Annotated in this window: 25 protein-coding genes; 18 read left to right on the top strand and 7 right to left on the bottom strand. The window is 73.3% G+C overall.

Going from position 1 to position 25,011, the window contains the following annotated elements; all coding sequences use genetic code 11:
* Nucleotides 1–76 precede the first annotated feature (76 nt).
* The 3 genes from ABZ497_RS07210 to ABZ497_RS07200 all read left to right on the top strand — a co-directional run bounded on the left by ABZ497_RS07210 (nucleotide 77) and on the right by ABZ497_RS07200 (nucleotide 1,598).
* A complete protein-coding gene (locus ABZ497_RS07210; RefSeq protein WP_359803839.1) occupies nucleotides 77–1,036 on the top strand; it encodes an asparaginase in 960 nt (319 codons plus the stop codon).
* A 143-nt stretch (nucleotides 1,037–1,179) separates the two neighbouring features.
* Nucleotides 1,180–1,395 carry a dodecin gene (locus ABZ497_RS07205; protein ID WP_329489112.1) on the top strand — a complete coding sequence of 72 codons (216 nt, stop codon included), beginning with the start codon at nucleotides 1,180–1,182 and terminating at the stop codon, nucleotides 1,393–1,395.
* A 110-nt stretch (nucleotides 1,396–1,505) separates the two neighbouring features.
* Nucleotides 1,506–1,598, top strand: a complete 93-nt coding sequence (locus ABZ497_RS07200) for an LPXTG cell wall anchor domain-containing protein (RefSeq protein ID WP_359803838.1) — start codon at nucleotides 1,506–1,508, stop codon at nucleotides 1,596–1,598.
* A gap of 73 nt (nucleotides 1,599–1,671) precedes the next feature.
* On the opposite strand, the gene ABZ497_RS07195 is transcribed toward ABZ497_RS07200, so the two are convergent.
* Together ABZ497_RS07195 and ABZ497_RS07190 are read right to left on the bottom strand one after the other, a co-directional pair.
* Nucleotides 1,672–2,343, bottom strand: a complete 672-nt coding sequence (locus ABZ497_RS07195) for a biliverdin-producing heme oxygenase (RefSeq protein WP_359803837.1) — start codon at nucleotides 2,341–2,343, stop codon at nucleotides 1,672–1,674.
* Between the two features lie 225 nt (nucleotides 2,344–2,568).
* On the bottom strand, nucleotides 2,569–3,060 hold the full coding sequence (locus ABZ497_RS07190) for an inorganic diphosphatase (protein WP_329492202.1): 492 nt from the start codon (nucleotides 3,058–3,060) through the stop codon (nucleotides 2,569–2,571).
* Between the two features lie 76 nt (nucleotides 3,061–3,136).
* Here ABZ497_RS07190 and dacB point away from each other — a divergent pair, with 76 nt between their 5' ends.
* The 6 genes from dacB (at nucleotide 3,137) to folE (ending at nucleotide 11,231) form a co-directional block, all read left to right on the top strand.
* On the top strand, nucleotides 3,137–4,807 hold the full coding sequence (dacB, locus tag ABZ497_RS07185; RefSeq protein WP_359803836.1) for a D-alanyl-D-alanine carboxypeptidase/D-alanyl-D-alanine-endopeptidase: 1,671 nt from the start codon (nucleotides 3,137–3,139) through the stop codon (nucleotides 4,805–4,807).
* Nucleotides 4,808–4,979: 172 nt separating this feature from the next.
* A complete protein-coding gene (locus tag ABZ497_RS07180; protein ID WP_359803835.1) occupies nucleotides 4,980–6,155 on the top strand; it encodes a zinc-dependent metalloprotease in 1,176 nt (391 codons plus the stop codon).
* A 327-nt stretch (nucleotides 6,156–6,482) separates the two neighbouring features.
* Nucleotides 6,483–7,607 carry a tRNA lysidine(34) synthetase TilS gene (gene tilS, locus ABZ497_RS07175; RefSeq protein ID WP_329489121.1) on the top strand — a complete coding sequence of 375 codons (1,125 nt, stop codon included), beginning with the start codon at nucleotides 6,483–6,485 and terminating at the stop codon, nucleotides 7,605–7,607.
* 71 nt (nucleotides 7,608–7,678) lie between these two features.
* Nucleotides 7,679–8,233 (top strand): hypoxanthine phosphoribosyltransferase, encoded by a 555-nt coding sequence (gene hpt, locus ABZ497_RS07170; RefSeq protein ID WP_030059589.1) that lies wholly within the window; start codon nucleotides 7,679–7,681, stop codon nucleotides 8,231–8,233.
* 231 nt (nucleotides 8,234–8,464) lie between these two features.
* Entirely contained in the window at nucleotides 8,465–10,516 is a 2,052-nt protein-coding gene (gene ftsH, locus ABZ497_RS07165; protein ID WP_359803834.1) for an ATP-dependent zinc metalloprotease FtsH, read from the top strand.
* Nucleotides 10,517–10,625: 109 nt separating this feature from the next.
* Nucleotides 10,626–11,231 (top strand): GTP cyclohydrolase I FolE, encoded by a 606-nt coding sequence (gene folE, locus ABZ497_RS07160; RefSeq protein WP_329489123.1) that lies wholly within the window; start codon nucleotides 10,626–10,628, stop codon nucleotides 11,229–11,231.
* 43 nt (nucleotides 11,232–11,274) lie between these two features.
* Here the strand turns inward: folE and ABZ497_RS07155 are convergent, their stop codons facing one another.
* Nucleotides 11,275–12,063, bottom strand: coding sequence for a ferritin-like domain-containing protein (locus tag ABZ497_RS07155; RefSeq protein WP_352293629.1), 789 nt, complete (start codon nucleotides 12,061–12,063; stop codon nucleotides 11,275–11,277).
* A gap of 131 nt (nucleotides 12,064–12,194) precedes the next feature.
* A complete protein-coding gene (locus tag ABZ497_RS07150) occupies nucleotides 12,195–13,355 on the bottom strand; it encodes an alpha/beta hydrolase-fold protein (protein WP_359803833.1) in 1,161 nt (386 codons plus the stop codon).
* 373 nt (nucleotides 13,356–13,728) lie between these two features.
* On the opposite strand from ABZ497_RS07150, the gene ABZ497_RS07145 reads away from it, so the two are divergent.
* The 7 genes from ABZ497_RS07145 (at nucleotide 13,729) to ABZ497_RS07115 (ending at nucleotide 20,369) form a co-directional block, all read left to right on the top strand.
* The gene (locus ABZ497_RS07145; protein ID WP_329489126.1) at nucleotides 13,729–15,567 is read left to right on the top strand and encodes a phosphatidylglycerol lysyltransferase domain-containing protein; all 1,839 of its coding nucleotides are present in this window, start codon (nucleotides 13,729–13,731) and stop codon (nucleotides 15,565–15,567) included.
* Nucleotides 15,568–15,656: 89 nt separating this feature from the next.
* A complete protein-coding gene (gene folP, locus ABZ497_RS07140; protein ID WP_329489127.1) occupies nucleotides 15,657–16,562 on the top strand; it encodes a dihydropteroate synthase in 906 nt (301 codons plus the stop codon).
* 31 nt (nucleotides 16,563–16,593) lie between these two features.
* Entirely contained in the window at nucleotides 16,594–17,076 is a 483-nt protein-coding gene (locus ABZ497_RS07135) for a nuclear transport factor 2 family protein (protein ID WP_329489128.1), read from the top strand.
* A gap of 246 nt (nucleotides 17,077–17,322) precedes the next feature.
* A complete protein-coding gene (folB, locus tag ABZ497_RS07130) occupies nucleotides 17,323–17,682 on the top strand; it encodes a dihydroneopterin aldolase (protein WP_329492204.1) in 360 nt (119 codons plus the stop codon).
* A 58-nt stretch (nucleotides 17,683–17,740) separates the two neighbouring features.
* Entirely contained in the window at nucleotides 17,741–18,340 is a 600-nt protein-coding gene (gene folK, locus ABZ497_RS07125; RefSeq protein ID WP_329489129.1) for a 2-amino-4-hydroxy-6-hydroxymethyldihydropteridine diphosphokinase, read from the top strand.
* Nucleotides 18,341–18,576: 236 nt separating this feature from the next.
* A complete protein-coding gene (locus ABZ497_RS07120; RefSeq protein ID WP_359803832.1) occupies nucleotides 18,577–19,068 on the top strand; it encodes a DUF3180 domain-containing protein in 492 nt (163 codons plus the stop codon).
* Nucleotides 19,069–19,190: 122 nt separating this feature from the next.
* Nucleotides 19,191–20,369: a hypothetical protein gene (locus ABZ497_RS07115; RefSeq protein WP_359803831.1), complete on the top strand. Its 1,179-nt coding sequence runs from the start codon at nucleotides 19,191–19,193 to the stop codon at nucleotides 20,367–20,369.
* Nucleotides 20,370–20,484: 115 nt separating this feature from the next.
* Here ABZ497_RS07115 and ABZ497_RS07110 read toward each other — a convergent pair whose 3' ends face one another.
* On the bottom strand, nucleotides 20,485–21,060 hold the full coding sequence (locus ABZ497_RS07110) for a TerD family protein (RefSeq protein ID WP_329489133.1): 576 nt from the start codon (nucleotides 21,058–21,060) through the stop codon (nucleotides 20,485–20,487).
* A gap of 125 nt (nucleotides 21,061–21,185) precedes the next feature.
* Nucleotides 21,186–21,674 (bottom strand): hypothetical protein, encoded by a 489-nt coding sequence (locus ABZ497_RS07105; RefSeq protein ID WP_359803830.1) that lies wholly within the window; start codon nucleotides 21,672–21,674, stop codon nucleotides 21,186–21,188.
* 92 nt (nucleotides 21,675–21,766) lie between these two features.
* Here ABZ497_RS07105 and arfB point away from each other — a divergent pair, with 92 nt between their 5' ends.
* Complete coding sequence (arfB, locus tag ABZ497_RS07100) at nucleotides 21,767–22,198, top strand: alternative ribosome rescue aminoacyl-tRNA hydrolase ArfB (protein ID WP_329489135.1); 432 nt, start codon at nucleotides 21,767–21,769, stop codon at nucleotides 22,196–22,198.
* Between the two features lie 14 nt (nucleotides 22,199–22,212).
* On the opposite strand, the gene ABZ497_RS07095 is transcribed toward arfB, so the two are convergent.
* Nucleotides 22,213–22,740 (bottom strand): flavin reductase family protein, encoded by a 528-nt coding sequence (locus ABZ497_RS07095; protein ID WP_359803829.1) that lies wholly within the window; start codon nucleotides 22,738–22,740, stop codon nucleotides 22,213–22,215.
* 367 nt (nucleotides 22,741–23,107) lie between these two features.
* Between ABZ497_RS07095 and ABZ497_RS07090 the strand changes: the two genes are divergently transcribed.
* The gene (locus tag ABZ497_RS07090) at nucleotides 23,108–24,907 is read left to right on the top strand and encodes a diguanylate cyclase (protein WP_359803828.1); all 1,800 of its coding nucleotides are present in this window, start codon (nucleotides 23,108–23,110) and stop codon (nucleotides 24,905–24,907) included.
* Nucleotides 24,908–25,011 lie beyond the last annotated feature (104 nt).

Here is a 25,011-nt window from a genome sequence, read left to right as displayed (position 1 = left end):
CCGGGTGAGGTGTCCGGGGCGGGTGCGTGCGGTCCGGCTCGCCCCCGGCCCACCCTCACCCCGGAAGGCTTCCGCCATGTCCCACTCCGTCGCCCTGCCCGCGCTCGCCGAGGTCATACGCTCCGGCTTCACCGAGGGCCGGCACCACGGATCGCTGGTCCTGCTCGCCGCCGACGGCTCGGTGGACTTCGCGCTGGGCGACCCCGACGCCCCGGTCTTCCCGCGTTCGTGCGCCAAGCCGTTCCAGGCGGTGGCCACCCTGCGGGCGGGCCTGGCGATCGAGGGCGAGCTGCTGGCACTGGCCGCCTCCAGCCACTCCGCAGAATCGTTTCACCTGGACGGCGTACGGCGGATCCTGGGTGACGCGGGGCTGGACGAGTCCGCCCTGCGGACCCCGGCCGACCTGCCGCTCGACGAGACCGAGGCCGAGCTGCACCTGCGGTCCGGCGGCGGGCGCGCACCGATCCTGATGGACTGCTCCGGCAAGCACGCCGGCTGGCTGGCCGCCTGCGTCGCCAACGACTGGCCGACCGAGAGCTACCTCGACCCGGCGCACCCCCTCCAGGTGCTGGCCCGCGAGGCCATGGCGGAGGCCACCGGCGAGCCGGCGGCGCACGCCGGGGTGGACGGCTGCGGCGCCCCGCTGCTGGCCGTCAGCCTGACCGGCCTGGCCCGCGGCTACCGGGCGCTGCTGGGGGCCGAGCCGGGGACGCCGCAGCGCCGGGTGGCCGACGCCATGCGCGCCCACCCCGAGTACGTGGCCGGCACCCGCCGGGCCGACACCTGGCTGATGCGGGCGGTGCCGGGCGCGCTGTCCAAGATGGGGGCCGAGGCCGTGCAGGCGGTGGCGCTGCCGGACGGCCGGGCTCTCGCCTTCAAGATCGACGACGGTGCCGAGCGGGCCCGCGGGCCGGTCCTGGCGGCCGCGCTGCGCCGGCTCGGGGTGACCACGGCGGACGGCACGGTGGAGCGGATCGCGGCCGCGCCGCTGCTCGGCGGCGGGGTGCCGGTGGGCGAGATCCGGGCGGCCTTCTAGGCCCGTGCCCGGGTTCCCCGGCACGGGGCGGCGCCGCGCTCCCGAGGACGGGCCCCGGGCCCGCCCGGCGGGCGCCGGAGTGCGGACCGGCCGGTGGCGGTGCACGGTGGACGGGGGCCGTCGCACAGGTGAGGGAGTCCGTCATGAGCGAGCACGTCTACCGGGTGACCGAGATCGTCGGGTCTTCGACCGAGAGCATCGACGCCGCCATCCGCAACGGGGTGGAGCGGGCCTCCCGGACGCTGCGCAACCTCGACTGGTTCGAGGTGACGCAGGTCCGGGGGCACCTGGCGGAGGGCCGGATCCAGCACTACCAGGTCGGTCTGAAGGTCGGTTTCCGGCTCGACGACGACGCCTGACCGGGGCCCGGCGCGCGCCGGGCCCCGGTGCGCAGCGGTCGGCCGTGTCCAGCGGTCGCCGGAGTTCGGCGCCCGCCCGTGCCCGGCGCCCGTCCCCTGCTCAGCGGTCGGTGGTGCCGCCGCTGGCCACCGCGGCCGGTCTGCTGCTGCTCGGTGGCAGCGCCACGGTGCTGGCCCGCCGCCGGACCGCCGCGCAGGCCTGATCCGGGGCCCGGTGCTTCGCCGTCCGGTCGGGCGCGGGCGCACCGGTGCGGGGACGTTCCCGCGCGGCGGTGGTCAGGCGCTCAGCGGGTAACGCCCGTCCAGGTCGTGGAAGATCGCGCCGTTGAGTACGAAGGCGCGCTTGCACTCCTCGACCACCCGGCGGCGCTCGATGTCGTCCAGCGCGAGCCCGGCGGCGTCCAGCTTGGCCCGGTAGTCGCGCTTGAAGGCGGCCGGGTTGTCGACCTCCTCGAACACGTAGAAGCGCACGCCGTCGCCCTTGCGCTCGAAGCCCCAGGTCTTCTCGGCGATGCCGCGGATGATCTGACCGCCCGACAGGTCGCCGAGGTAGCGGGTGTAGTGGTGCGCGATGTACCCGGCCGGCCACTCGGCCGCCAGCTCCTCCACCCGGGCCACGTACGCGGCGGTGGCGGGCAGCGGCGCCAGCCCCTCGCGCCAGCCGGGCCCGCGCAGGTGCTCCAGGTCGCGCTCGATGGCGGCGGTGCGCAGCAGGGCCCGGTCGATGAACGGTCCGGCCACCGGGTGGTCCGCCAGCTCGGCGGTCCGGCCCTCCAGCGCCCGGTAGACGTACCAGAGCTGGCCCGTGAGGTCGGCGTAGGCGTCGACGCCGAGCCGTCCGCCCAGCAGGCGGCTCATGAAGGACGACTGCTCCGCGGCCTCGTGCTCCTCGCTGCTGGCGGTGCGGAGCACGGTGGAGAACGGGACGGGCTGCTCGGGCGTGGGCATGCGGCCTCCAGGGATCGGAACGGGGCCCGACGTCTTGGTTAACCTAACCTAAGTTCCCGTCATGCCGACAGAGTGTCGGCAAAACCGGTCGGGGAACGGCGCGGGAGCCTCCGGGCGCGGCCGGGAACGGCGAAGGCCGGGGTCGCGGACGAATCCGCCAACCCCGGCCTCCGACTGCCCCGACCTACCTCGAACCGCCCTGCGAACGAGATCGGGTACGAGGGCTCAGTGACCGCCCTGCTCCGCAAGCCGCTTGATCGACGCGGTGACCTCGGCCTCGGCCTCGGCGCGGCCGACCCAGTTGGCGCCCTCGACGGACTTGCCGGGCTCCAGGTCCTTGTAGACCTCGAAGAAGTGCTGGATCTCCAGACGGTCGAACTCCGACACGTGGTGGATGTCCTGCAGGTGCTCCCAGCGGGGGTCGGTCGCCGGGACGCAGAGCAGCTTGTCGTCGCCGCCGGCCTCGTCCGTCATCTTGAACATGCCGATGACGCGGCACTTGATCAGGCAACCGGGGAAGGTCGGCTCCTCCAGGATGACCAGGGCGTCCAGGGGGTCGCCGTCGTCCGCCAGGGTGCCCTCGACATAGCCGTAGTCGGCCGGGTAGCGCGTCGAGGTGAACAGCATCCGGTCAAGACGAAGGCGACCGCTCTCGTGGTCGACCTCGTACTTGTTGCGCGAGCCCTTAGGGATTTCGATAAGGACGTCGAACTCCAACGGTTCCTCCAAGGTAGGGACTGACAGAATCCAAGTGTCTCCTACGGGAGCGGGTGCTCAGGAAAGGGGCCGGTCGGTGGGAGCAGTGGTCGGGGCGGGAGACCGCCGCAGGGGGACGGCCGCAGGGTTGTTCGGGGCGGCACTACTGGTCGCCGGCACGGTGCTGGGCTCGGGCGGCGGCGCGTACGCCCAGCCCTCCCCTCCGGCCGGCGGGCACAGCGCGGGCCACGGCGAGGACGGGAAGAAGCACGACGGCGGGGACGGTGACCGCGGCGGCGACCGCGGGCACGACCGCGGGCACGACCGCGGCGGCGACCAGGGCCGGAACCGGGTGGGAGCGGCGGAGCCGACCGGCCCGACCGGGGCCGCCGGGCCGTCCACCACCCCGCCGCCCGGCACCCCGCCCGCCGGGCCCGCCGGTCCGCCCACGGGGGCGCCCGCCACCCCGGCCGCCGGCCGCCCGGCCCCGGTCGCGGGGGCCGTCCTGGCCTCGGTCGAGGCCGGACCGGGCGCCGCGCTGCCGACCGCCCAGGGCCTCCAGCAGGCGCTCGCCGCCGCGCTCGCGGACCGGAACCTGGGCACCGTCAGCTTCGCCGTCGCGGACGCGGCGGACGGCCGGGTGCTCTACGGCTCGGGGGAGAACGCGCCCGCCACCCCGGCCTCCACCACCAAGCTGGCGACCACCGTCGCGGCGCTCTCGCTGATCCCGGGGGACACCCGGTTGGCCACCCGGGTCGTCAAGGGTGCGAACCCCGGCGAGATCACCCTCGTGGGTGGTGGTGACCCGACCCTCACCGCGCTGCCCGCCGACCAGGTGCAGATCGGCGGCGCGCCCGCCGACGCCGACACCGCCCCCGCCTCCCTGGAGGCCCTGGCGCGGCAGACCGCCGCCGCCCTCAAGGCGGCCGGCACCACCGCCGTCAAGCTGGACTACGACCTCTCGCTCTACGCGGGCAGCCCCCAGCACAAGAACTACGACGCCGCCAACATCGCGCTGGTCACCCCGCTGATGATCGACGAGGGCAAGGTCGACCCGAAGAGCCGTGAGGACGCGCCGGCCCGGGTGGCCGACCCGGCCGGCCAGGCCGCCGACGCCTTCGCCGCCCAGCTGAAGGCCCAGGGCATCACCGTGGACGGCAAGGCCAAGCCAGCCGCCGCCCCCGCGTCCGCCACCGCGCCGGTCCTCGGCCGGGTCGATTCGCCGACTGTCGCCCGGCTGGTCGAGCGCCTGCTCACCACCTCCGACAACACCCTCGCCGAGGCGATCGCCCGTCAGGCCGCGCTCGCCGCGCACCAGCCGGCCAGCTTCGAGGGCGCCGCCACCGCCGTCACCCAGGAGCTCGCCCGGCTCGGCGTGCCGATGACCGGGGTGGTGCTGGGCGACGGCAGCGGGCTGAGCACGGGCAACGCGATCCCGCCCGCCGTCCTCGTCCACCTGCTCGCGCTGGCCTCCTCGGAGCAGCACCCGACGCTGCGTCCGGTGCTCACCGGCCTGCCGATCGCCGGATTCACCGGCACCCTCGGCAAGCGCTTCGGCGCCGGCTCCGGCGCGGCCGAGGCGGCCGGCCTGGTCCGGGCCAAGACCGGAAGCCTGAACGGCGTCAACACCCTGGCCGGCACGGTGGTGGACGCCGAAGGCCGGCTGCTCGCCTTCGCCGTGATGACGAAGACCACCGCAGCCGCCGACACCGCCCGCGCCGCGATGGACCGCGTCGTGGCCAGACTGGCGGCCTGCGGCTGCCACTGAGTCACCCGCGGCGCCGCCGCCGCGACGCCGACCGGGGCCGATCCCCGTGCACCGGCGGGGGGTTCGGCCCCGCACGGCCGCCGCCCGGCGTCCGGCCGTCCCGGGCACCCGTCCGGCAGGACGTGGGCTCCCGTGGCTCCCCCCGATGGGCCGGAGCACGTACGGTGAGGGCATGACGAGCGCGAGCGGCGGTGCTGACATGGTCGACTGGAATCTCGCGGTCGCAACCGCGACCAGGCTGGTACGGCCGGGGCCGGAGGTGAGCCGCGCGGAGGCGGCGGCCGTGGTCGCCGAACTGCGCAGGCACGCCCTGGAGGCGGAGGAGCACGTCCGGGCGTTCACGGGCATGCGCTCCAGCAGCCTCGGTGCGGCCACCGCGACCCCGGTGCTGATCGTGGACCGCCCCGGTTGGGTGCGGGCCAACGTCGCGGGCTTCCGGACGGTGGTCCAGCCCCTGGTGGAGAAGCTCCAGGCCCGCCGGAGCGGCAGCGCCGCGGCCGGGGTCCTCGGCGCGGTGGGGGAGAAGGCCACCGGCATCGAGGTCGGCGCCCTGCTGGCGTTCCTGGCGACCAAGGTGCTCGGCCAGTACGAGACCTTCGCCCCGGCCGAGCCCTCGCTGGAGGCGCCGGACAGCCCGGCCGCGCTCTTCGACAAGCCCCGGCTGGGCCCCGAGGGCCCCGGCCCGGGCCGGCTGCTGCTGGTGGCGCCGAACATCGTGCACGTCGAGCGGGAGCTGGACGTGAACCCGGCCGACTTCCGGCTCTGGGTCTGCCTGCACGAGGAGACCCACCGCACCCAGTTCACCGCGGTGCCGTGGCTGCGCGACCACATCCAGTCCGAGGTGCAGTCCTTCCTGGCCGAGACGGACGTCGACCCGGGGGCGCTGCTGGACCGGCTGCGGGACGCGGCGGGCACGCTCGGCGGCCTGCCCGGCCTCGGCGGGCGGGGCGAGGGGGCCGGGTCGACCGGACTGCTGGAGATCGTCCAGTCGCCGTCCCAGCGCGAGATCCTCGGCCGTCTGACGGCCGTGATGTCGCTGCTGGAGGGCCATGCGGACGTGGTGATGGACGGCGTGGGCCCGGCCGTGGTGCCGAGCGTGGCCGAGATCCGGGAGAAGTTCCAGCAGCGCCGGGACCGCGGTGCCAACCGGCTCGACCTGGTGCTGCGCCGACTGCTCGGCATGGACGCCAAGCTCCGCCAGTACCAGGACGGCGCGGTCTTCGTGCGGGGCGTGGTGGAGCAGGTCGGGATGGACGGCTTCAACCGGGTCTGGACGTCCCCGAACACCCTGCCCACCAAGGACGAGATCCACGACCCCGCCGCCTGGGTGGCCCGCGTCGCGAGGTGACTCGCCCGCCGGAGCGTCCCTTCGGCCCGGGCGGCCGGGGGACTCGCCCCGGTCGCTCTCCGTGCGCGCGCTCCGGGCGGGGCCGGAGGCGGTCGGCAGCGGTCAAAGCCGTTCGTACGAGTGGTCCAATCGTGCAGATGGCGGGTGAAGATACGTTTCTCCATTCACCCGTACGTGGGACGGTGGTCGTACCGGTGGCGCGGGTGGCGTAGCGGGCGCCTCCTTTCTGCCACCATCTGTGAGCGCCCGGTAACACGGCGCTCACAGATGCGCGGCCCCCGCCGCGCCCACCGCCGTCCTGTCCCCTCCGTCAAGGAGTCGTCCGCCGTGGGCCCACACCCCGCTGTCGCCGCGATACGCCTGGCCGTACGCCGCACGCTCACCGACCTCGCCGCCGAGGCCGGCACCACCTTCGCCGCACCCCGCGAGCCCCGCGAGCGCCCCAGCGGTGCGCCGCTGGTCGGCGCCGCCGTCGGGACCACCCTGATCGGCAACGCCCACCGCCACCCGTCCGGTCTGCCGCGCACCCCGGCCGCGCCCGGCTCGCCGCTGGTCCTGGTCGCCGTCAGCGGCGGCGCCGACTCGATGGCGCTGGCCATCGCGGCCGCCTTCGAGGCCCCCAAGCTGGGCCTGCGGGTCGGCGCCGTCACCGTCGACCACGGTCTCCAGAACGGCTCCGCCGACCGCGCCGCCCAGGTCGCCGAGCGGCTCCGCTCGCTCGGGCTCGACCCGGTGGAGGCCGTGCCGGTCCGGGTCGGCCGCGCCGGCGGCCCCGAGGCCGCCGCCCGGGACGCCCGCTACGCCGCCCTGGACGCCGCCGCCGAGCGTCACGGCGCCGTGGCCGTCCTGCTCGGCCACACCCGCGACGACCAGGCGGAGACGGTCCTGCTGGGCCTCGCCCGCGGCTCCGGTGCCCGCTCGCTGGCCGGCATGCCGGCCCAGAAGGGCCGCTACCGCCGCCCGCTGCTGGAGCTCGACCGGGCCGCCACCCGCCAGGCCTGTTCCGCCCAGGCGATCCCGGTCTGGGACGACCCGCACAACTGTGACCCCGCCTACACCCGCTCCCGGGTGCGGCACGAGGTCCTGCCGGTGCTGGAGAAGCACCTGGGCGGCGGCGTGGTCGAGGCGCTGGCCCGGACCGCCCGGCTGTTCCGCGACGACGCCGACGCGCTGGACCAGTGGGCCGCGCTCGCCGAGCGCGATCTCCGTACCGGCGAGGGCACCCTGGACGTCGGGAAGCTGGCCGAACTGCCGCCCGCGGTGCGCCGCCGGGTACTGCGCAGGGCCGCGCTGAGGGCGGGCTGCCCGGCCGGGGACCTCTTCGCGCGCCACCTCGAAACGATCGATCTGCTGGTCACCGGTTGGCGCGGCCAGGGGCCGTTGCACCTACCCGGGGGCGTCGAAGCCACCCGTAGGTGTGGCACGCTGGTCTTTCGGCGGCAGGGCGACTGACGGGCAGGCATGCTCCCGGGGCGCCGGGCCGCCGGCCATCCAGACCCCGAACGTTTGAGGACGTATCCCCGGTGGACCAGAACGACATGGGCGCTGACCTCGCGAAGGTGCTCATCAGCAAGGACGAGATCGACGCCAAGCTCCTGGAGCTGGCCGAGCGCATCGACCGGGACTACGCAGGCAAGGACCTGCTGATCGTCGGCGTCCTCAAGGGTGCCGTGATGGTGATGGCCGACCTCGCCCGGGCCCTGCACTCGCAGGTGACCATGGACTGGATGGCCGTCTCCTCGTACGGGATGGGCACCAAGTCCTCCGGTGTGGTGCGGATCCTCAAGGACCTCGACACCGACATCGCCGGCCGTGACGTCCTGATCGTCGAGGACATCATCGACTCCGGGCTGACGCTGTCCTGGCTGCTGGGCAACCTGGGCTCGCGCGGCCCGGCCTCGCTGGAGGTCTGCACGCTGCTGCGCAAGCCCGACGCGGCCAAGGTCGAGATCGACGTCAAGTACGTCGGGTTCGACATTCCCAACGAGTTCGTGGTCGGCTACGGGCTCGACTACGCGGAGAAGCTGCGCAACCTCCCCTTCATCGGCACCCTCGCCCCGCACGTCTACGGCGGCTGAGGGTTTCGGGGCCCGTTCGGGCTACGGACGGGAACAGTGGACCGTTCCCGCCCGTTGCATCGGGGGAAATAGAAGTAGGTCGTGTCGCTGTGCTCCCGCCACCGGCGGGTCGGACTGCGGTACGGTCCAATAAAACCGCTCTTCACATGAGCAGAACCGGATGCGCCGGCGGCCCAGGCCCCGCGGCGCCGTCGAGTGGCAGGAGGGACGGGGCGGCAACGCCCCGCATGGATGGACGTCAAGCGATACTTCCGTGCGCCGATCATGTGGATCGTGCTGGCCGTCCTCGCCGTCATCGTGCTGATGCAGGTCGTTTCTGACTCGAACGGCTACAAGACGGTGGACACCGGGCAGGTCGTCGCAGCGATCGACGCCAAGCAGGTCAAGTCGGCGCAGATCACCACTGGTGACTCGAACACGATCAAGATCCAACTGAAGGACGGCGCCACGCTGTCCAACGCCGGCACGGGCAAGACCCCGTCCGGCAGCAAGTTCCAGGCCTCGTACATCGGCGACCAGGGTGTCGCGCTCGCCGACAAGCTCCAGGCCCAGATCAACGACAACGACCAGAACTCGCTCTCCGAGGGCTACACCGTCAGCCCGGAGAAGCAGAGCACCTTCGTCAGCCTCCTGCTGTCGATGCTGCCCATCGTGATCATCGTTCTGGTCTTCCTGTTCCTGATGAACCAGATGCAGGGCGGCGGGTCCCGCGTCATGCAGTTCGGCAAGTCGAAGGCCAAGCTGCTCACCAAGGACACGCCGAAGACGACGTTCTCGGACGTCGCCGGTGCGGACGAGGCGGTGGAGGAGCTCCACGAGATCAAGGAGTTCCTGCAGGAGCCGGCCAAGTTCCAGGCGGTCGGCGCCAAGATCCCGAAGGGCGTGCTGCTCTACGGGCCGCCCGGTACCGGCAAGACCCTGCTGGCGCGTGCCGTCGCGGGCGAGGCCGGGGTCCCGTTCTACTCGATCTCCGGCTCGGACTTCGTGGAGATGTTCGTGGGTGTCGGCGCCAGCCGCGTCCGCGACCTCTTCGAGCAGGCCAAGGCGAACGCTCCGGCGATCGTCTTCGTCGACGAGATCGACGCCGTCGGCCGGCACCGCGGTGCAGGTCTCGGCGGCGGTCACGACGAGCGCGAGCAGACCCTCAACCAGCTGCTGGTCGAGATGGACGGCTTCGACGTCAAGGGCGGCGTGATCCTCATCGCGGCCACCAACCGCCCCGACATCCTGGACCCGGCGCTGCTGCGCCCGGGCCGCTTCGACCGGCAGATCGCGGTCGAGCGCCCCGACCTCCAGGGCCGTCTGGACATCCTCAAGGTGCACCAGAAGGGCAAGCCGGTCGCGCCGGACGTCGACCTCAGGGCCGTCGCCAAGCGCACCCCCGGCTTCACCGGTGCCGACCTGGCCAACGTCCTGAACGAGGCGGCGCTGCTGACCGCCCGCTCGGACAAGAAGCTGGTCGACAACTTCACGCTGGACGAGGCGATCGACCGCGTCGTGGCCGGACCGCAGAAGCGGACCCGGATCATGTCCGAGAAGGAGAAGAAGATCACCGCGTACCACGAGGGCGGTCACGCCCTGGTCGCGGCGGCTTCCCCCAACGCGGACCCGGTGCACAAGATCACCATCCTGTCCCGCGGCCGGGCGCTCGGCTACACCATGGTGCTGCCGGACGAGGACAAGTACTCCACCACCCGCAACGAGATGCTCGACCAGCTGGCGTACATGCTGGGCGGGCGCGCGGCGGAGGAGCTGGTCTTCCACGACCCGACCACCGGCGCCTCGAACGACATCGAGAAGGCCACCGCGACCGCGCGGGCCATGGTCACCCAGTACGGGATGACCGAGCGGCTCGGCGCGATCAAGTTCGGTTCGGACAACTCGGAGCCGTTCCTGGGCCGCGAGATGGGTCACCAGCGCGACTACTCGGAAGAGGTCGCCGGGCTGGTGGACGAAGAGGTGAAGAAGCTCATCGAGAACGCGCACAACGAGGCCTGGGAGATCCTGGTCGAGAACCGCGACGTGCTCGACAACCTGGTTCTGGAGCTCCTGGAGAAGGAGACCCTGAACAAGGAGCAGATCGCCGAGATCTTCGCCCCGATCGTCAAGCGCCCGGCCCGGCCGGCCTGGACGGGCTCGTCCCGTCGTACGCCGTCCACCCGGCCGCCGGTGCAGTCCCCGAAGGAGCTGGCGCTGACCAACGGCGCCGCCGCCGTCGAGGCCGCTCCGGTCGACGTGGTGAAGCTCCCGCCGCTGCCGGTGGAGCCGCCCGCCGAGGGCTGATCGCGCCAGCACAGGGACGGAATGGATGCCGCGCCACCAGGGTTTGTACTCTGGAGGCGCGGCATCCGTGCTGTTCAGCCAAGTCGTCCCCCTAGTTAGCGAGGCCCGCATGATCGACCCGGTGACGCTCGACGGTCCGTCCGCCGTCGGGACCTTCGACCAGAAGCGGGCCGAGAACGCCATCCGCGAGCTGCTCCTCGCGGTGGGCGAGGACCCGGACCGCGAGGGTCTGCTGGAGACCCCGGCCCGGGTCGCCAGGGCGTACAAGGAGATATTCGCGGGCCTCTGGCAGGAGCCGGAGGACGTCCTCACCACCACCTTCGACCTCGGCCACGACGAGATGGTGCTGGTCAAGGACATCGAGCTGACCTCGGTCTGCGAGCACCACCTGGTGCCGTTCCGGGGCGTCGCGCACGTCGGCTACATCCCGTCGGTCAACGGCAAGATCACCGGCCTGTCCAAGCTGGCCCGGCTGGTCGACGTCTACGCCCGCCGCCCGCAGGTGCAGGAGCGGCTCACCAGCCAGGTCGCGGACGCGCTGATGCGGATCCTCGAACCGCGCGGCGCGATCGTCGTGATCGAGTGCGAGCACATGTGCATGTCGATGCGCGGCATCCGCAAGCCCGGCGCCAAGACCATCACCTCCTGCGTGCGGGGCCAGCTGCGCGACCCGGCCACCCGGGCCGAGGCGATGAGCCTGATCATCGGTCGCTAGCGGCCCTGCGGCCCCGCCGGCACCCCCCCCGGCCCGCGCCGGCTCAGAGCAGCTGGTGCTCCGCGTGCGGCGGGGCCGGGGTGCCCAGGGCGTTGCGGCGCCGGGGCATCCGCAGGGTCACCATCCGCCGCCAGCCGAACGCCCGGTCGTACAGGTAGAGCACGTGGACGCCCGCCGTCACCACGGCGCGCTGCCAGCGCGGCCACCCGAGGATCCGCGCCATCCGGGCCGTCACGGCGAGCCCGACGTCCCGGTGGGTGCGGATCTCGCCGCGCGCGCTGGTCTCCAGGGTGTGCCGGACGTACGGGCCGTGGCCCTCGGCGACCAGCCGCAGCAGCTCCTCGTGGCAGTAGGCGAGGTGGTTGTCCTCGTCGGCGGAGATCATCCGCATCGCGCGGCCGAGATCCGGATCGTCGCCGTACACCTTGACCAGCTGGCGCATCTGCTCGGCCGCGCGCTGCTCGGTCACCCGGCTGTGCGCCAGGTAGGTGATGATCTCCCGCTCGGCCAGCGGCACCTCGCTGTTCAGCCGCTCGTGCGAGAGGCCGACGCCCTGGCGCTCCAGCAGCATGCAGTAGTCGGCCTCGGCGGGGACGTCGATCCTGGGCAGGCCGCGCTTGTGCAGCAGCTGGGTGAAGATCCGGCCGTGCTTGCGCTCGTCGGCGCCGTGCCGGGCGATCTTGGGGGCGAGGACCGGGTCGCGGGTGAGGGCGGTGATCCGCTCGTTCTCCCAGCCGCCCTGGTCCTCGCCGCCGGCCGCGATGCTGCAGAAGAGCTGATAGGCCTCGTCGTTGCGGTAGATCTCGGTGAAGAGCGATCGGGTGCTGAGCATGGGGCCTCCTGCACGGATCAGGTGTCCACCCGGGCCGTTCGGCCGGGCGGTCGCGATACGTTCCCCGTGGTGGCGGCGGACCGGCCCGACCGGCCGGTAACCACTCGTCCGGCGGCCGTCGCCGCCGGCGGTCAGGTCCAGGTGAGCCGGGCGCTCATCCACTCCAGTGCGGCCGGGAGCTCGCGGATCCAGCTGTCGAAGTTGTGGCCGCCGTCGTCCAGGTAGAGCGACTCGACCTTGAACTGCGGATTGGCGGCCGCGACCTGCTGGGCGAGGTCGACGAACTTCACCGTCTCCGGGTAGTCGGTCTCCTTGCGGGTGCTGATCACCAGCAGCGAGAGGTTCGGCGCGGGGAGGTTCTGCAGCCGCCAGCCGAGGTCGCTCTGGTCGGCCAGCGCCTTGTCGCCGCCGAAGAGGTTGCCGCCGGTGAACTGGTCCTCGGCGACCTTGAAGTCGCCGTGCATCCCCACGCCGTTGCCGTAGACGTCCGGGTAGCGCATCGCGAGCCGCATCGCGCAGCTGCCGCCGGTCGAGAAGCCGAGCACGCCCCAGGACGAGGGCGAGCGGCTGACCCGGTACGCCGAGCGCAGCGCCTCGGGCACGTCCTTGGTGAACCAGGACTCGGCGCGCGGGCCGCCGGGGACGTCGACGCACTCGGTGTTGCGCGGCGGGGCGACGCTCGGCCGGGCCATCACGATGATCGTGGGGGCCATCTTGCCGCCCTTGCGCAGCTCCCAGGCGGTCTGCGGGACGGGCAGGTCCTTGAGCAGGTGCATGGTGGTGCCGGGGAAGCCGGCGATGGTCAGCAGCACCGGGAAGCGCACCATGGCGAGGTTCGGGTCGAAGTACTCGGGCGGCAGGTAGACGAACATCTGGTCGGAGAGGCCGGTCTCCTTGCCCGCCACCCGGACCGATTCGATCTTGCCGACCTCCTCCGGCGGGCCCTTGGGCAGATCGGTCACGGTCTCCAGGCCGCCCTCCTCGGTCGGCTGGACCAGCGCGTCGGAGACCGGGGTGCCGCTGTGGTGGCGCTCGCTGCTGGTGAGCGCGAGCTTGGCGCCGCCGGGGCTGAGCAGGTCGTCCCATGAGGTGTAGAAGCCGAACGAGTTGTTGACCGACAGCGCCAGCACCGCGAGCACCGAGACCTGAGTGACGGTCAGCAGACCGATCCGCCCGAGCACCGGGAGCGGGCGCTGCCGGGCCAGCCGGGGCCAGAGCCAGAGGGTGGTGAGCAGGGCCGCCGCGCCGAGCGCGAGCAGCGAGTTCACCAGCGCGTCGCTGGTCAGTTCCATGCCGTCGGCCTTCCGGTGGGAAACTCTCGGTGCAGGCTTCATCGTCTGGCGGTGCGTCAGCCACGGCCATCGCGGCTAGGCTGTCCGGACGTCGGGGCAGGCGGAGTCCGGGGCGATCCGACGCAACCGGTTCCCCGGAACGCGGCGTCCACCGTACGTACCGGGTATGCGGGGGTCCGTCGCGCCACGCGGCGGGAAGGCTCCGGCGCCCACCCCTCGGCTCAACCACAGCGTCCGCCGAACACCGGTTTACCCTCCGTTGCCGGATGTTTGGTGTGCGCATTGCCCGATGAAGGAAAAGGCATGAAGGTCCCTCACAACTCCTCCCCCGGAGTGACAGGACTGCAGTCCGCAGCCTCTACGCTGAGCTTCCATGAGCGTTCCCGTGTCCGTTGAGCCGAGCCCCGAGCAGCCGCCCCGCCGCCGCGGCCTGCAGACGCTTCGTACCCAAGCGGCCGCCGTCCCCCGGGCCTGGCTCCCCGGCGCGGTCGGCTACGCCTGTCTGCTGATCGGTCTGGTGGACACCGCCAGCGCGGTGTTCCCCAAGCTCCGGCACACCAAGGTGCACGACTTCGCGGGGCAGCTGCCCGGCGGCACCACGACCCTGGCCGCGGCCGGCACGCTGATGGTCGGCCTGCTGCTGGTGCTGCTCGCCCACGCCCTGCGCCGCCGCAAGCGGCGGGCCTGGCGGGCCGTCTGCGTGCTGCTGCCGGTCGGCGCGGCGCTGCACATCCTGCGCTGGCACCAGATCGGCCCGGCGGTCGTCTCGCTGGTGCTGTTCGCGGTGATGCTGGTGCACCGGCGCGAGTTCTACGCCAAGGCCGACCCCCGGACCCGCTGGCGGGCGGTGGTCAACCTGGTCGTGATGGGGGCGATCAGCGTCGCGCTCGGCCTGCTGGTGGTCTCCACCCGGACCGGGTACGAGATCGGCGACCCGAGCCTGTTCCACCGGCTTGAGCACGTCGGGTACGGACTGTTCGGCTTCGAAGGGCCGGTCGACTACAGCTCGGACCGGGTCTCCGACCAGGTCGCCTACCTGCTCGGCGGGCTGGGCCTGATCACCGCCTTCACCACCGCCTACCTGGCGCTGCGGCCGGAGAAGCCCAAGCCGGAGCTGACCGCCGAGGACGAGGAGAAGGTCCGCGCGCTGCTCGACCGGCACGGCGAGCGCGACTCGCTCGGCTACTTCGCGCTGCGCCGGGACAAGAGCGTGCTGTTCTCGCCCTCCGGCAAGGCGGCGATCTCCTACCGGGTGGTCTCGGGCGTGATGCTCGCCTCCGGTGACCCGGTCGGCGACGTCGAGGCCTGGCCGGGTGCGATCAAGGTCTTCATGACCGAGGCCCGCGAGCACGCCTGGGTGCCGGCCGTGATGGGCTGCAGCGAGGTGGGCGGCGAGGTCTGGACCCGCGAGGCGGGGCTGGACGCGCTGGAGCTGGGTGACGAGGCGATCGTCGACACCGGGACGTTCTCACTCGCAGGCCGGGCGATGCGCAACGTGCGCCAGATGGTCAAGCGGATCGAGCGCAACGGCTACTCCTGCCAGGTGCGGCGGGTCGCCGACCTCACGCCGGACGAGAAGTACCGGATCGCCGACGCCGCCTCCCGCTGGCGCGGCACCGACACCGAGCGCGGCTTCTCGATGGCCCTCGGCCGCTTCGGCGACCCGGGCGACGACGCCTGCGTGGTGGTCACCGCGCACAAGGCGCCGGAGGAGGGCGAGGACGGCGACGACCTGAAGGCCGTGCTGCACTTCGTGCCCTGGGGGCCGGACGGCATCTCGCTGGAGCTGATGCGCCGCGACCGCGCCGCCGACCCCGGTCTGAACGAGCTGCTGATCGTCGCCGCGCTGCAGGCGGTGCCGGCGATGGGCGTGCGCCGGGTCTCGCTCAACTTCGCGATGTTCCGCTCGGCCCTGGCGCGCGGTGAGCGGATCGGCGCCGGCCCGGTGCTGCGGGCCTGGCGCGGGCTGCTGGTGTTCCTGTCGCGCTGGTTCCAGATCGAGTCGCTGTACAAGTTCAACGCCAAGTTCCAGCCCGAGTGGGAGCCGCGGTTCCTGGTCTTCCCGAACACCCGGGACCTGCCCCGGATCGGGTTCGCCGCGATGCAGGCGGAGGCCTTCATCACCCTCGGCATGCCGCGCTTCGGCCGCAAGCCGCAGCGCCAGGGCCCGCTGCCGGCCCCGGGCCGCCCTGAGGTCACCGAGGCCGCGTAGGCCGGCGCCCGCCCCCGGACCCCCGTCGGAGACCCGGCGGGGGTCCGGTCGTCTCCGGGGGAGCGGGGACTTGAACTGATAATGGGGTTATGAGCACTTCGCTGTCCTTCTCGCTGCCTGCCGGACTGCCGCGGCTCGACCGCTGCTCCGTGATGGGCGTGGTCAATGTGACCCCCGACTCCTTCTCGGACGGCGGGATGTGGCACGACCCCGCCCGGGCCATCGCCCACGGCCTGGCGCTCCGGGCCCGCGGCGCGGACCTGGTGGACGTCGGCGGCGAGTCCACCCGCCCCGGCTCGCAGCGGGTGCCCGAGGAGGAGGAGCTGGGCCGGGTGCTGCCGGTGGTGCGCGAGCTGGCCGACTCCGGGGTGGTCGTCTCGGTCGACACCATGCGCGCCTCCGTCGCGGAGCGGGCCGTCGCGGCCGGTGCCCGGATCATCAACGACGTCTCCGGCGGCCTGGCCGACCCCGCGATGGCCCGGGTGGTGGCCGAGACCGGCGTGCCCTTCGTGGTGATGCACTGGCGCGGGCAGTCCGCCGACATGGACAGCCTGGCCGTCTACGGCGACGTGGTCGCGGACGTGGTCGGCGAGCTCACGGCCCGGATGGACGCGCTGCTGGCGGCCGGCGTCAAGGAGGAGCAGCTGATCCTGGACCCGGGCCTGGGCTTCGCCAAGACCGCCGAGCACAACTGGGCCCTGCTCGGCGGGCTCCCGGCGCTCACCGCGCTCGGCCGTCCCGTCCTCGTCGCCGCATCGCGCAAGCGGTTCCTGGGTACGCTGCTCGCCGACCCGGAAACCGGGGAACTGCGCCCGGCCAGGGAGCGCGACGACGCGACCGCCGCGGTGTCGGTGCTGTCGGCCGGGGCCGGGGCCTGGGCGGTGCGGGTGCACGACGTGGCCGGCACGGCGGACGCCGTCCGGGTGGTCGCCGCCTGGCAGCGGGCGGCCCGGCAGGACCCCTCCGGCCCGTCGGCGGGCCGGAGCGGCAGGTGAAACGGGAGGGTCTGTGGCAGGTGACGGCAAGGTGAGCGGCGAGACCGCGGGTCAGCGCGCCCGGGAAGCGGACCGGGAGGCCGTACTGGAGGCCAACCGGGCGCTGTACGAGGCGTTGGAGAACGGCGATCTGGAGGCCGTCGAGGAGGCCTGGCTGGGGGCCGACGAGGCCGACGACAAGGGCGGCGTGGTCTGCGTGCACCCCGGCTGGCCGGTGCTGCGCGGGCGGGCCCAGGTGACCCGCTCCTACATGTTGATCATGGCGAACACGGAGTACATCCAGTTCATCCTGACCGACGTCGAGGCCGAGGTTCAGGGGGATGTGGCCCTTGTCACGTGCACCGAGAACATCCTTTCCGGCGGCGAGGCGGAGGAGGAGGGCGAACTCGGCCCGCTGGTCGGCGGAAAGGTCGTCTCGACCAATCTCTTCCGCCGCACCCCGGCGGGCTGGAAGCTCTGGTCCCACCACGGTTCACCCGTTCTGACCAGCGGGGACGACGAGGACGAGGACTGACCCGGGGCCCGCTGGGGAAATGCCCGCCGGAGGCGGCCCGGGAATTCCCGGAGAGCCACCGAACGTTCACGTCAATCGCCGATCCGGCGCGCGTGGCGTCGGTTCGTGCCGGGTAGGACGGTCAGGCGTTGTCGGCGCTCGCGGGTAGATTCGAAACGCAGTGGCGGCCGTCGTGTCCGCCTCCGCCCTGCCTTCCCCCCGCTTTCCGGGGCAGGGCCCGTCCGAGTGGGAGCAGTGATTCGTTTGCTGGACCGCGTCACCCTGCGGGGCCTGCGTGCCCGGGGTCACCACGGTGTCTTCGAGCGCGAGCGCGTCGAGGGCCAGACCTTCGTGGTGGACCTCGTGCTCCACCTGGACACCCGCCCCGCCGCGTCCGGCGACGACCTCACCCGCACGGCGCACTACGGCGTCGTGGCCGAGGAGGTCACCGCGATCATCGCCGGCGAGCCGGTCGACCTGATCGAGACCCTGGCGCAGCGCATCGCGGACCAGTGCCTGGCGCACGAGGCGGTCGAGGAGGTCGAGGTCACCGTGCACAAGCCCGACGCCCCGATCACCGTGCCGTTCGACGACGTGACCGTGACCATCCACCGGGGCCGCGCATGACCCGCACCGCGTACCCCGTGCCAGCCGCAGAGCCCGTTCCAGTTGTAGGGGAAGCCCGATGAGCACCAGCGACCCGACCGCCTCGCCGAGCACGTTCGACCTGGAGAACCGGGTGGACTCGGCCGACGCCACGCTGCACAGCCAGCGCTGCGCCGTGATCGCCCTCGGCTCCAACCTGGGCAACCGCCTGGACACCCTCCAGGGCGCCGTGGACGCCCTCGCCGACACCCCCGGGCTCAAGATCAAGGCCGTCTCCGGCGTGTACGAGACGGAGGCCCTCGGCGGCCCCGACGAGCAGCCCAACTACTACAACGCGGTGGTGGTGCTGCGCACCACCCTGCCCCCGCGCGACCTGCTGGAGCGCGGCAACGCGATCGAGGACGCCTTCGGCCGGGTCCGCACCGTGCGCTGGGGCCCGCGGACGCTGGACGTCGACATCCTGGCCTACGAGGGCGTCACCAGCGACGACCCGCAGCTGCTGCTGCCGCACCCGCGCTCGCACGAGCGGGCCTTCGTGCTCGCCCCCTGGCTGGACGCCCAGCCGGAGGCCGAGGTGCCCGGCCACGGCCAGGTCGCCGCGCTGCTCCAGGCGCTCGGCGGCGCCGACGCCCAGGGCGTCCGGCGGCGCGAGGACATCGGGCTGACCCTGCCGGAGTAGGCCCAGCCGGCCCGTACGGCCGGGAACTCGGACGAGGTCCCGGCCGTACGAGTAGGTGTCCGCCATCCGCGCGGGTGCCCGCCGACCCGGGCCCGGTACGGTGGCCTGGCGCCGTCGTACCGTCCGCCCCGCCCCTTCGCCGGGTCGGGGCGCCTCCCAGCCGTCGGCCGGGGGGAGCAGGGCCGGGCCCGGGGGCGGCCGCCCGACACCGCAACCCCGGGAAGGACCACGTCCGAGTGAAGCTGCTTCGCCTCCGTCTGCTGGTCGGCATCACCGCCGCGACCACGGCGCTGTCCTGGGCCGGTGCCAAGCTGTGGGCCTCCCTGGACACCCTGCCCGCGGTGCCGGGTGCGGCTCCGGTGGTGCTGGCCGCGGTGGCGGTGATCCTGCTCGCCACGGCGATCTCGCTGCGCTCCCGGCTGAAGGCGGCGCGCGAGCGCCAGCCCGGGGCGAAGGGCGTCGACCCGCTGGGCGCCGCCCGGGCGGTGGTGCTGGCGCAGGCGAGCGCGCTGGTCTCGTCGGTGGTCACCGGCATCTACGCGGGCGCGGGCGTCTACCTGCTCGGCGAACTGGACGTGCAGGCCCGCCAGGACCAGGCCGTCACGGCCGGCTTCGCGGTGCTGGCCGGGGTGGCGGTGATCGCGGCGGCGCTCTGGCTGCAGCACGTGTGCAAGCTGCCGGAGGACCACGACGACCCGAGCGGGCCGGCGGCGACCTCGCACCGCTGAGCGGACCCGCTTCGGTGATCTTGGGTGAGGGCCCGGGTACAAGCGGTAAAGCTTGCGCAGTGTCAAGGGCCAAAGCGGACCCTGGGCTGACACGGCCCCAATTCGCACGCTAGTTTCTTGGCATGTCTCGCGGACGCCACCGTCATTCCTCCGTCCTCGGCCGGATCCTTCCTCCCACCGCCGCCGGCGTGCTCATCGTCGCCGCGGTGGCCGCGCTGCTCTTCAGTCAGGACACCGTCCTGGTCCGCTCGGTGGGCGTCGCCGCCGTGCTGGCCTCGCTCGGGATCGCCGTGCTGCTGCGCCAGCGCGACCGGGCCGCCCGGGCGGCCGCCGAGGTGTCCGTCGCGCAGCGGCTCCGGGCCGAGGAGCGCTTCGAGGAGCAGCTCGCCGAGGCCGAGTACGCGGCGGAGGTCGCCGAGGAGCGGGCCACCCGCTTCGGGCGGCGGCTGACGGCCGAGAAGTCGCGGCTGGCCAAGGCCGAGACGGAGATCGCCAGGCTGCTGCGCGAGCGCGCCGTGGCGGTCGCCGAGCAGGCGCTCAAGGAGGCCGAGGCGGCCCAGCGGGCCCTCGCGGCCGCCCGCCCCAAGTACCCGGCCAGTCCGGCCGCGTTCGTCCGCGCCGCGGCCGTGCTGCGGCAGCTGCAGCGGCAGGCGGCAGCCCGGGACGCCCAGCGTGAGCGCACGGCCGGTGCGGAGGTCGCGCTGCGGGCCCGCACCGCGCCGGCGACCGTCCCGGCGTCCGCGCCGGTGGCGCCCGCCCGTCCGGTGCCGGCTCCGGTGGCTCCGGCCGTCCCCACCCCGGCCGCCTCGGTGCCCGCGGCGGCCGCCCCGGCAGCCGTCGCTCCGGCGCCCGCGCCGCGGCCCGCGCTGACGGCGACGGTGGGCCAGCTGGGCGGGACGCCCAGCGCTCCCGTGGTGGCGGCCGAGCGGCAGCGCCCGCGCCCGCAGCAGGCCCGGGGGCAGGGCTTCAGCTTCTTCGGCCGCTCGGGAGCGGCCGGCCGTCCGGCGGCCCCGGCGCCGGCCCTGGGCGGCGTCGCCGAGCTGGGCGAGCGCGCCGACCTGGCGGACGTGGTGGGCGACGAGGCGGTGGCCGCGGTCAGGGCCGTGCCGCCGGCCGCCCTCCCGGACCGGGTGCGGCCCTCGGTCGAGCCGGCCGACCCCGAGGCCGGGCAGGCCGAGGCCGTACCGGCCGACGCGGACCAGGACGCCGAGCCGGAGGGCGTCGAGCCGACCGTGGTGGACCTGACCCCGGACGAGGAGACCGAGCTGCTCCAGCTCCCGGAGCTGCGCGCCTCCCGCTGACCCAGCCCGGGCGGCGCGCCGGGGCGTTCGTGGCCGCACCTCCGGGGTGGTGCGCGGCGCGGGAACGGCGAAGCGCCCGGCCGCCGAGACGGAGGCCGGGCGCTTCAGCGTGGCGTCAGAGCTGGACGCCGAAGTCCTGGGCGATGCCCGCGAGGCCGGAGGCGTAGCCCTGGCCGACGGCGCGGAACTTCCACTCGGCACCGTTGCGGTAGAGCTCGCCGAAGATCATGGCGGTCTCGGTGGCGGCGTCCTCGGAGAGGTCGTAGCGGGCGATCTCGGCACCGCCGGCCGCGTTGATCACGCGGATGTAGGCGTTGCGGACCTGGCCGAAGTTCTGCGAGCGGGCGACCGCGTCGTAGATCGAGACCGGGAAGGTGATCTTGACGGCCTCGGCCGGCAGGCCGGCGAGGTTGACGTTGATCGCCTCGTCGTCGCCGGCGCCCTCGCCGGTGCGGTTGTCACCGGTGTGGACGACGGTGCTGTCCGGGGTGCTGGTGTTGTTGAAGAAGACGAAGTGGCTGTTGGACAGCACCTTGCCGTCGGCGTTCAGCACGATCGCGCTGGCGTCGAGGTCGAACTCGGCGCCCGTCGTGGTCCGGACGTCCCAGCCGAGACCGACGGTGACCGCGGACAGGCCGGGGGCCTCCTTGGTCAGCGAGACGTTGCCACCCTTGGAGAGGCTCACTGGCATGGTGTTTGCTGTCCCTTCGTTGCTTTGCCGGGATAACGCGGGAGACCGTGGACTTGGTTCCACGCCGCGCGGCACACATTCTTCGGAGCGGATGACCGGTGGGCAATGGCCGGGGCCGAGCTCGCTCAGATTCGGCGGAAGCGGCCCTGAAGTGACCAGATGTTCGGATTGTCGGCCAGCTCGGGGTGCATGTCGAAGAGATCGGCCAGCGTGTCCTGGAGGAAATCCCGGGCCTCGCGGCGCAGGTCGCCGTGGCGGATCACCGCGGGCGCCTCGTCCGGCAGCCAGGTGGCGCTCACCTCGACCCAGTTGAACCGGCGGGCGAACCGCAGCAGCTCGGTGTTCTGGGTGAAGTCGAGGTCGCAGGCCTGCACCCGGGCGGCGCGGCCGCCGTCCGGGTCCCGGTCCAGCTCCTCGACGATGTCGCAGAGCGCCCAGGCGAAGTCCAGCACCGGCACCCAGCCCCAGGCGGTGGAGAGTTCCGAGCCGTCGGCGTCCAGGTAGACGTCGCCGCAGAAGAGGTCGTACCGCAGGGCGTGCACCGAGGCGCTGCGGTAGTCGGTCTGCGGGGGGTCGGGGAAGCGGTTGGAGAGGGAGTAGCCGAGCTCGATCACGTACGCCATTGTCGGGGCTGCGGGCGGTCCCGGATAACCGGGTGACCGGATAACCGCGTGACCGGGGGCGTGGGGCACGGGATGATGGGCGCATGCCCGAGCCCATTCGCGTCCGGGGATCGGTGGTCGTCCCCGACGCCGAGCTCGTCTGGCGCTTCTCCCGTTCCTCCGGCCCCGGTGGCCAGCACGTCAACACCTCCGACACCCAGGTCGAGCTGCGCTACGACCTGGCCGCCTCCGCGGCGCTGCCCGAGGTGTGGAAGCAGCGCGCCCTGGAGCGGCTGGCCGGGCGGCTGGTGGACGGGCGGGTGCTCGTGGTGCGCGCGTCGGAGCACCGCTCGCAGTGGCGCAACCGCGAGGTCGCCGCGGCCCGGCTGGCGTCCCTGCTGGGGGAGGCCACCGCACCGCCGCCGAAGGCCCGCCGGGCGACGAAGCCCAGCCGGGGCATGGTGGAGCGGCGGCTGACCAACAAGCGGCACCGCGCCGAGCTGAAGCAGGGCCGGCGCTCGCCGAAGGGCGAGTAGCGCGTCGGCCGCGGTCAGCCGAGCTGCCGGTAGCCGCCGTGGAAGTAGAGCAGCGGGCGGCCGCCGGCGTTCGGTACCGCGGCCTCCAGGACGCGGCCGAGCAGCAGGGTGTGGTCGCCGGCGGCTATCCGCCGCTCGGTGCGGCACTCCACGGTGGCCAGCGCGCCGTCGATCAGCGGCGCTCCGCTGCGCCGGCCCCGGTGGTGCGGGGCGTCGGCGAACAGCAGCCGGTCGCTGAGCCGGCCCTTCATGGCGAACCGGGAGCCGAGCGCCTTCTGCTCCTCGGCGAGCAGGGAGACCGCCCAGGTGTCGGCGCGGGAGAGCACCTCGTCCATCCGGGAGTCCTCGCGGACGGAGATCAGCACCAGCGGCGGTTCCAGCGAGACGGAGAGGAAGGACGTGGCGGTCATGCCGACGTCCTCGCCGTCCTCCGGGTCGTGGACGGTCACCAGGCTCACGCCGGAGGCGAGCTGGGAGAGGGCCGCCCGGAACTCGTCGGGCGTCGCTTGGGAGGCAGCTTCGGGCTGCGGAGCCGAGTACACGTACCGCACGGTAGTCGGCGGCCGCGCGAAAGGGCATCGGGCCGTGGTCGTAGGACCATCGGCGCAGAGGTTACGTTCCGCGCCGAGGCTCACCCTCAGGGGTGAAGTGGAGGGACTGCCGGGCGGCAGGCGGCTTCAGTGCACGGGCAATGCGGCCGACCACCAGAAATGTTCCTATAAAGCCTTATGTCCCGTTATGGGGCGGATGAGCTGATTAAGGGCGCATAAGTGTCGTGTGATTTAAGTCACAAGTGGTGGCCTATTGCTGACCGAGCGTGCCGAACGCTGTGCTCCCTGTGATTCAGTTCTTCTGGCAATCGGACGATAACCATTCAAGAACTATCCGAAGCAGCCGGGGAGCCCCCGCATGGAAGCCGAGTCGGAGCCGTACGTCCGCCTCGCGACCCTCCGCACCTTGCACCGGGTCGTGGCGGACCTCAACGCTGCCCGCAGCCTGGCGGGCACGCTGCAGGCTGTGGTCGAGGGTGCGGTCCACGGGCTCGGATTCGACGCCGCGGCGGTCAGCCTGGTCCGTCCGGACGGCGACCTCGTGGTGGCGGCCGTCTGGGAGCTGGAGGAGAGCGCCATGGGCGGCCCCTCCGTCCTGCTCGGCCAGGTCGGCTCGCGCGAGTCCTGGGACCGGCTGCTCGGCGTCAGCGACCACTGGGGCACCCTGCGATTCCTGCCCTACGACCGCGGCTGGGCCGTGGCCAGCGACATCCCGCGCTGGATCGGTGACGGCCCGATGCCCGTCTACGCCAACGACTGGCACCCCGCGGACGGGCTGCTCGCCCCGATGTACAGCGCCGGCGGCGACCTGCTCGGCGTGCTCTCGGTGGACCGCCCGCGCAGCGGCAAGCGACCCGGGGCCTGGACCCGCGAGGCGCTGGAGATGTTCTCGCTGCAGGCCTCCATCGCGATCGGCAACGCCCGGCTGCGGGCCGAGATGCAGCGCGCGCTGGCCCGCCTGGAGAAGGAGCAGCAGGCCCTGCGGGCCAGCGAGGAGAGCTTCCGCCAGGCCTTCGAGTACGCGCCCAGCGGGATGGCCATCACCGAGCTGCACGGCGCCGGGCGCGGCCAGCTGACCAGGGTCAACGACGCGCTCTGTCGACTGCTCGGCCGCCCCCGCGCGGTGCTGCGCCAGCAGAGCTTCGCCGACCTCGTCCACCCCGACGACCGGGCCCTGCTGGAGCGCACCAGTGCCGAGAGCGGCCGGGCCGAGCTGCGGCTGTCCCGCCGGGACGGCGGATACCAGTGGGTGTGCCTGCGCAACTCGATCGTCGCGGACGCGGCCGAGGGCCCGAGCTTCCTGCTCACCCACGTCGAGGACATCGAGGACCGCAAGCGCCACGAGCTCCAGCTCGCCCACCGGGCCAGCCACGACGCGCTCACCGGACTGCCGAACGGTGCCGAGCTGAAGGCCCGGCTGGGTCGGCGGCTCTGCAACGAACCGCAGACGGTCGGCGCCGTCGCCGGACACCCGGCCGGACACGGCGAGGGGGCGTACTCGCCGGCGTACGGCGGCTACGCCGTCGACTCCTACAGCGCGCACGCCGCCTACGAGGGGCTGGACGGGGCCGACCCGCGGACCGGCGGGACGCACGGCTACGGGCTGCCCGACGGTTACCCGGTGGCGGCCGCCGGCTACGGCGAGCACGAGCACGCGGTGGTCCCCGCCGACCACGGCCCGGGCGGGGACGTCTGGTCGGGCCCGTTCCGGTCGGGCGGCGCGGCCGCGGCGGACAAGGGGCTCGCGGTGCTCTTCTGCGACCTCGACGGCTTCAAGTCGATCAACGACCGGTTCGGCCACAACGCGGGCGACGCGGTGCTGGTCGAGGTCGCCCGCCGGCTGAGCCAGGCCGTCCGGGAGGGCGACACGGTGGCGCGCCTCGGCGGCGACGAGTTCGTGGTGCTGGCCGACGGCATCGGCCGCGAGGAGGCCAAGGACCTCGCCCACCGGCTGCGCAACGCGATCATCCCGCCGATGCGGATCGACGGCCGCGGGATGCGGGTCGGGGTCAGCCTCGGCGTCGGCTGGGCCGGCTGCGGGATGAGCATCGAGGAGGTGCTGCACACCGCCGACGAGCGGATGTACGACGAGAAGCGGGCCCGGGGCGGCGCGGTGCGCGGGGCCCGGGGCGAACGCTCCCACCGCCGGGCGGGTTAGGCCCGGACGGCGGCCCGGGCGCCCGGTGTCCCGTGGCGGTGAGGTGAAAGCTACTCGCAGGTTGTCAAGGGGTCTTTTCGGCGGATCGGCTGCGGCAGGTAGGG

The sequence above is a fragment of the Kitasatospora sp. NPDC005751 genome, from assembly GCF_040630835.1.
Classification (GTDB): Bacteria; Actinomycetota; Actinomycetes; order Streptomycetales; family Streptomycetaceae; genus Kitasatospora.
The sequence above is the reverse complement of the archived record's forward strand: the minus strand, read 5'-3'. Positions and strand labels throughout refer to the sequence as shown.

What these genes read in the sequence shown, in the direction of transcription:
- ABZ497_RS07155 (WP_352293629.1), bottom strand. Translation starts at nt 12,063, where the DNA reads ATGCTCAGCACCCGATCGCTCTTCACCGAGATCTACCGCAACGACGAG.
- ABZ497_RS07110 (WP_329489133.1), bottom strand. Translation starts at nt 21,060, where the DNA reads ATGCCAGTGAGCCTCTCCAAGGGTGGCAACGTCTCGCTGACCAAGGAG.
- ABZ497_RS07205 (WP_329489112.1), top strand. Translation starts at nt 1,180, where the DNA reads ATGAGCGAGCACGTCTACCGGGTGACCGAGATCGTCGGGTCTTCGACC.
- ABZ497_RS07150 (WP_359803833.1), bottom strand. Translation starts at nt 13,355, where the DNA reads ATGGAACTGACCAGCGACGCGCTGGTGAACTCGCTGCTCGCGCTCGGC.
- ABZ497_RS07145 (WP_329489126.1), top strand. Translation starts at nt 13,729, where the DNA reads ATGAGCGTTCCCGTGTCCGTTGAGCCGAGCCCCGAGCAGCCGCCCCGC.
- ABZ497_RS07115 (WP_359803831.1), top strand. Translation starts at nt 19,191, where the DNA reads ATGTCTCGCGGACGCCACCGTCATTCCTCCGTCCTCGGCCGGATCCTT.
- ABZ497_RS07195 (WP_359803837.1), bottom strand. Translation starts at nt 2,343, where the DNA reads ATGCCCACGCCCGAGCAGCCCGTCCCGTTCTCCACCGTGCTCCGCACC.
- ftsH (WP_359803834.1), top strand. Translation starts at nt 8,465, where the DNA reads ATGGACGTCAAGCGATACTTCCGTGCGCCGATCATGTGGATCGTGCTG.
- folE (WP_329489123.1), top strand. Translation starts at nt 10,626, where the DNA reads ATGATCGACCCGGTGACGCTCGACGGTCCGTCCGCCGTCGGGACCTTC.
- folK (WP_329489129.1), top strand. Translation starts at nt 17,741, where the DNA reads ATGAGCACCAGCGACCCGACCGCCTCGCCGAGCACGTTCGACCTGGAG.
- folP (WP_329489127.1), top strand. Translation starts at nt 15,657, where the DNA reads ATGAGCACTTCGCTGTCCTTCTCGCTGCCTGCCGGACTGCCGCGGCTC.
- arfB (WP_329489135.1), top strand. Translation starts at nt 21,767, where the DNA reads ATGCCCGAGCCCATTCGCGTCCGGGGATCGGTGGTCGTCCCCGACGCC.
- ABZ497_RS07180 (WP_359803835.1), top strand. Translation starts at nt 4,980, where the DNA reads ATGACGAGCGCGAGCGGCGGTGCTGACATGGTCGACTGGAATCTCGCG.
- ABZ497_RS07210 (WP_359803839.1), top strand. Translation starts at nt 77, where the DNA reads ATGTCCCACTCCGTCGCCCTGCCCGCGCTCGCCGAGGTCATACGCTCC.
- ABZ497_RS07090 (WP_359803828.1), top strand. Translation starts at nt 23,108, where the DNA reads ATGGAAGCCGAGTCGGAGCCGTACGTCCGCCTCGCGACCCTCCGCACC.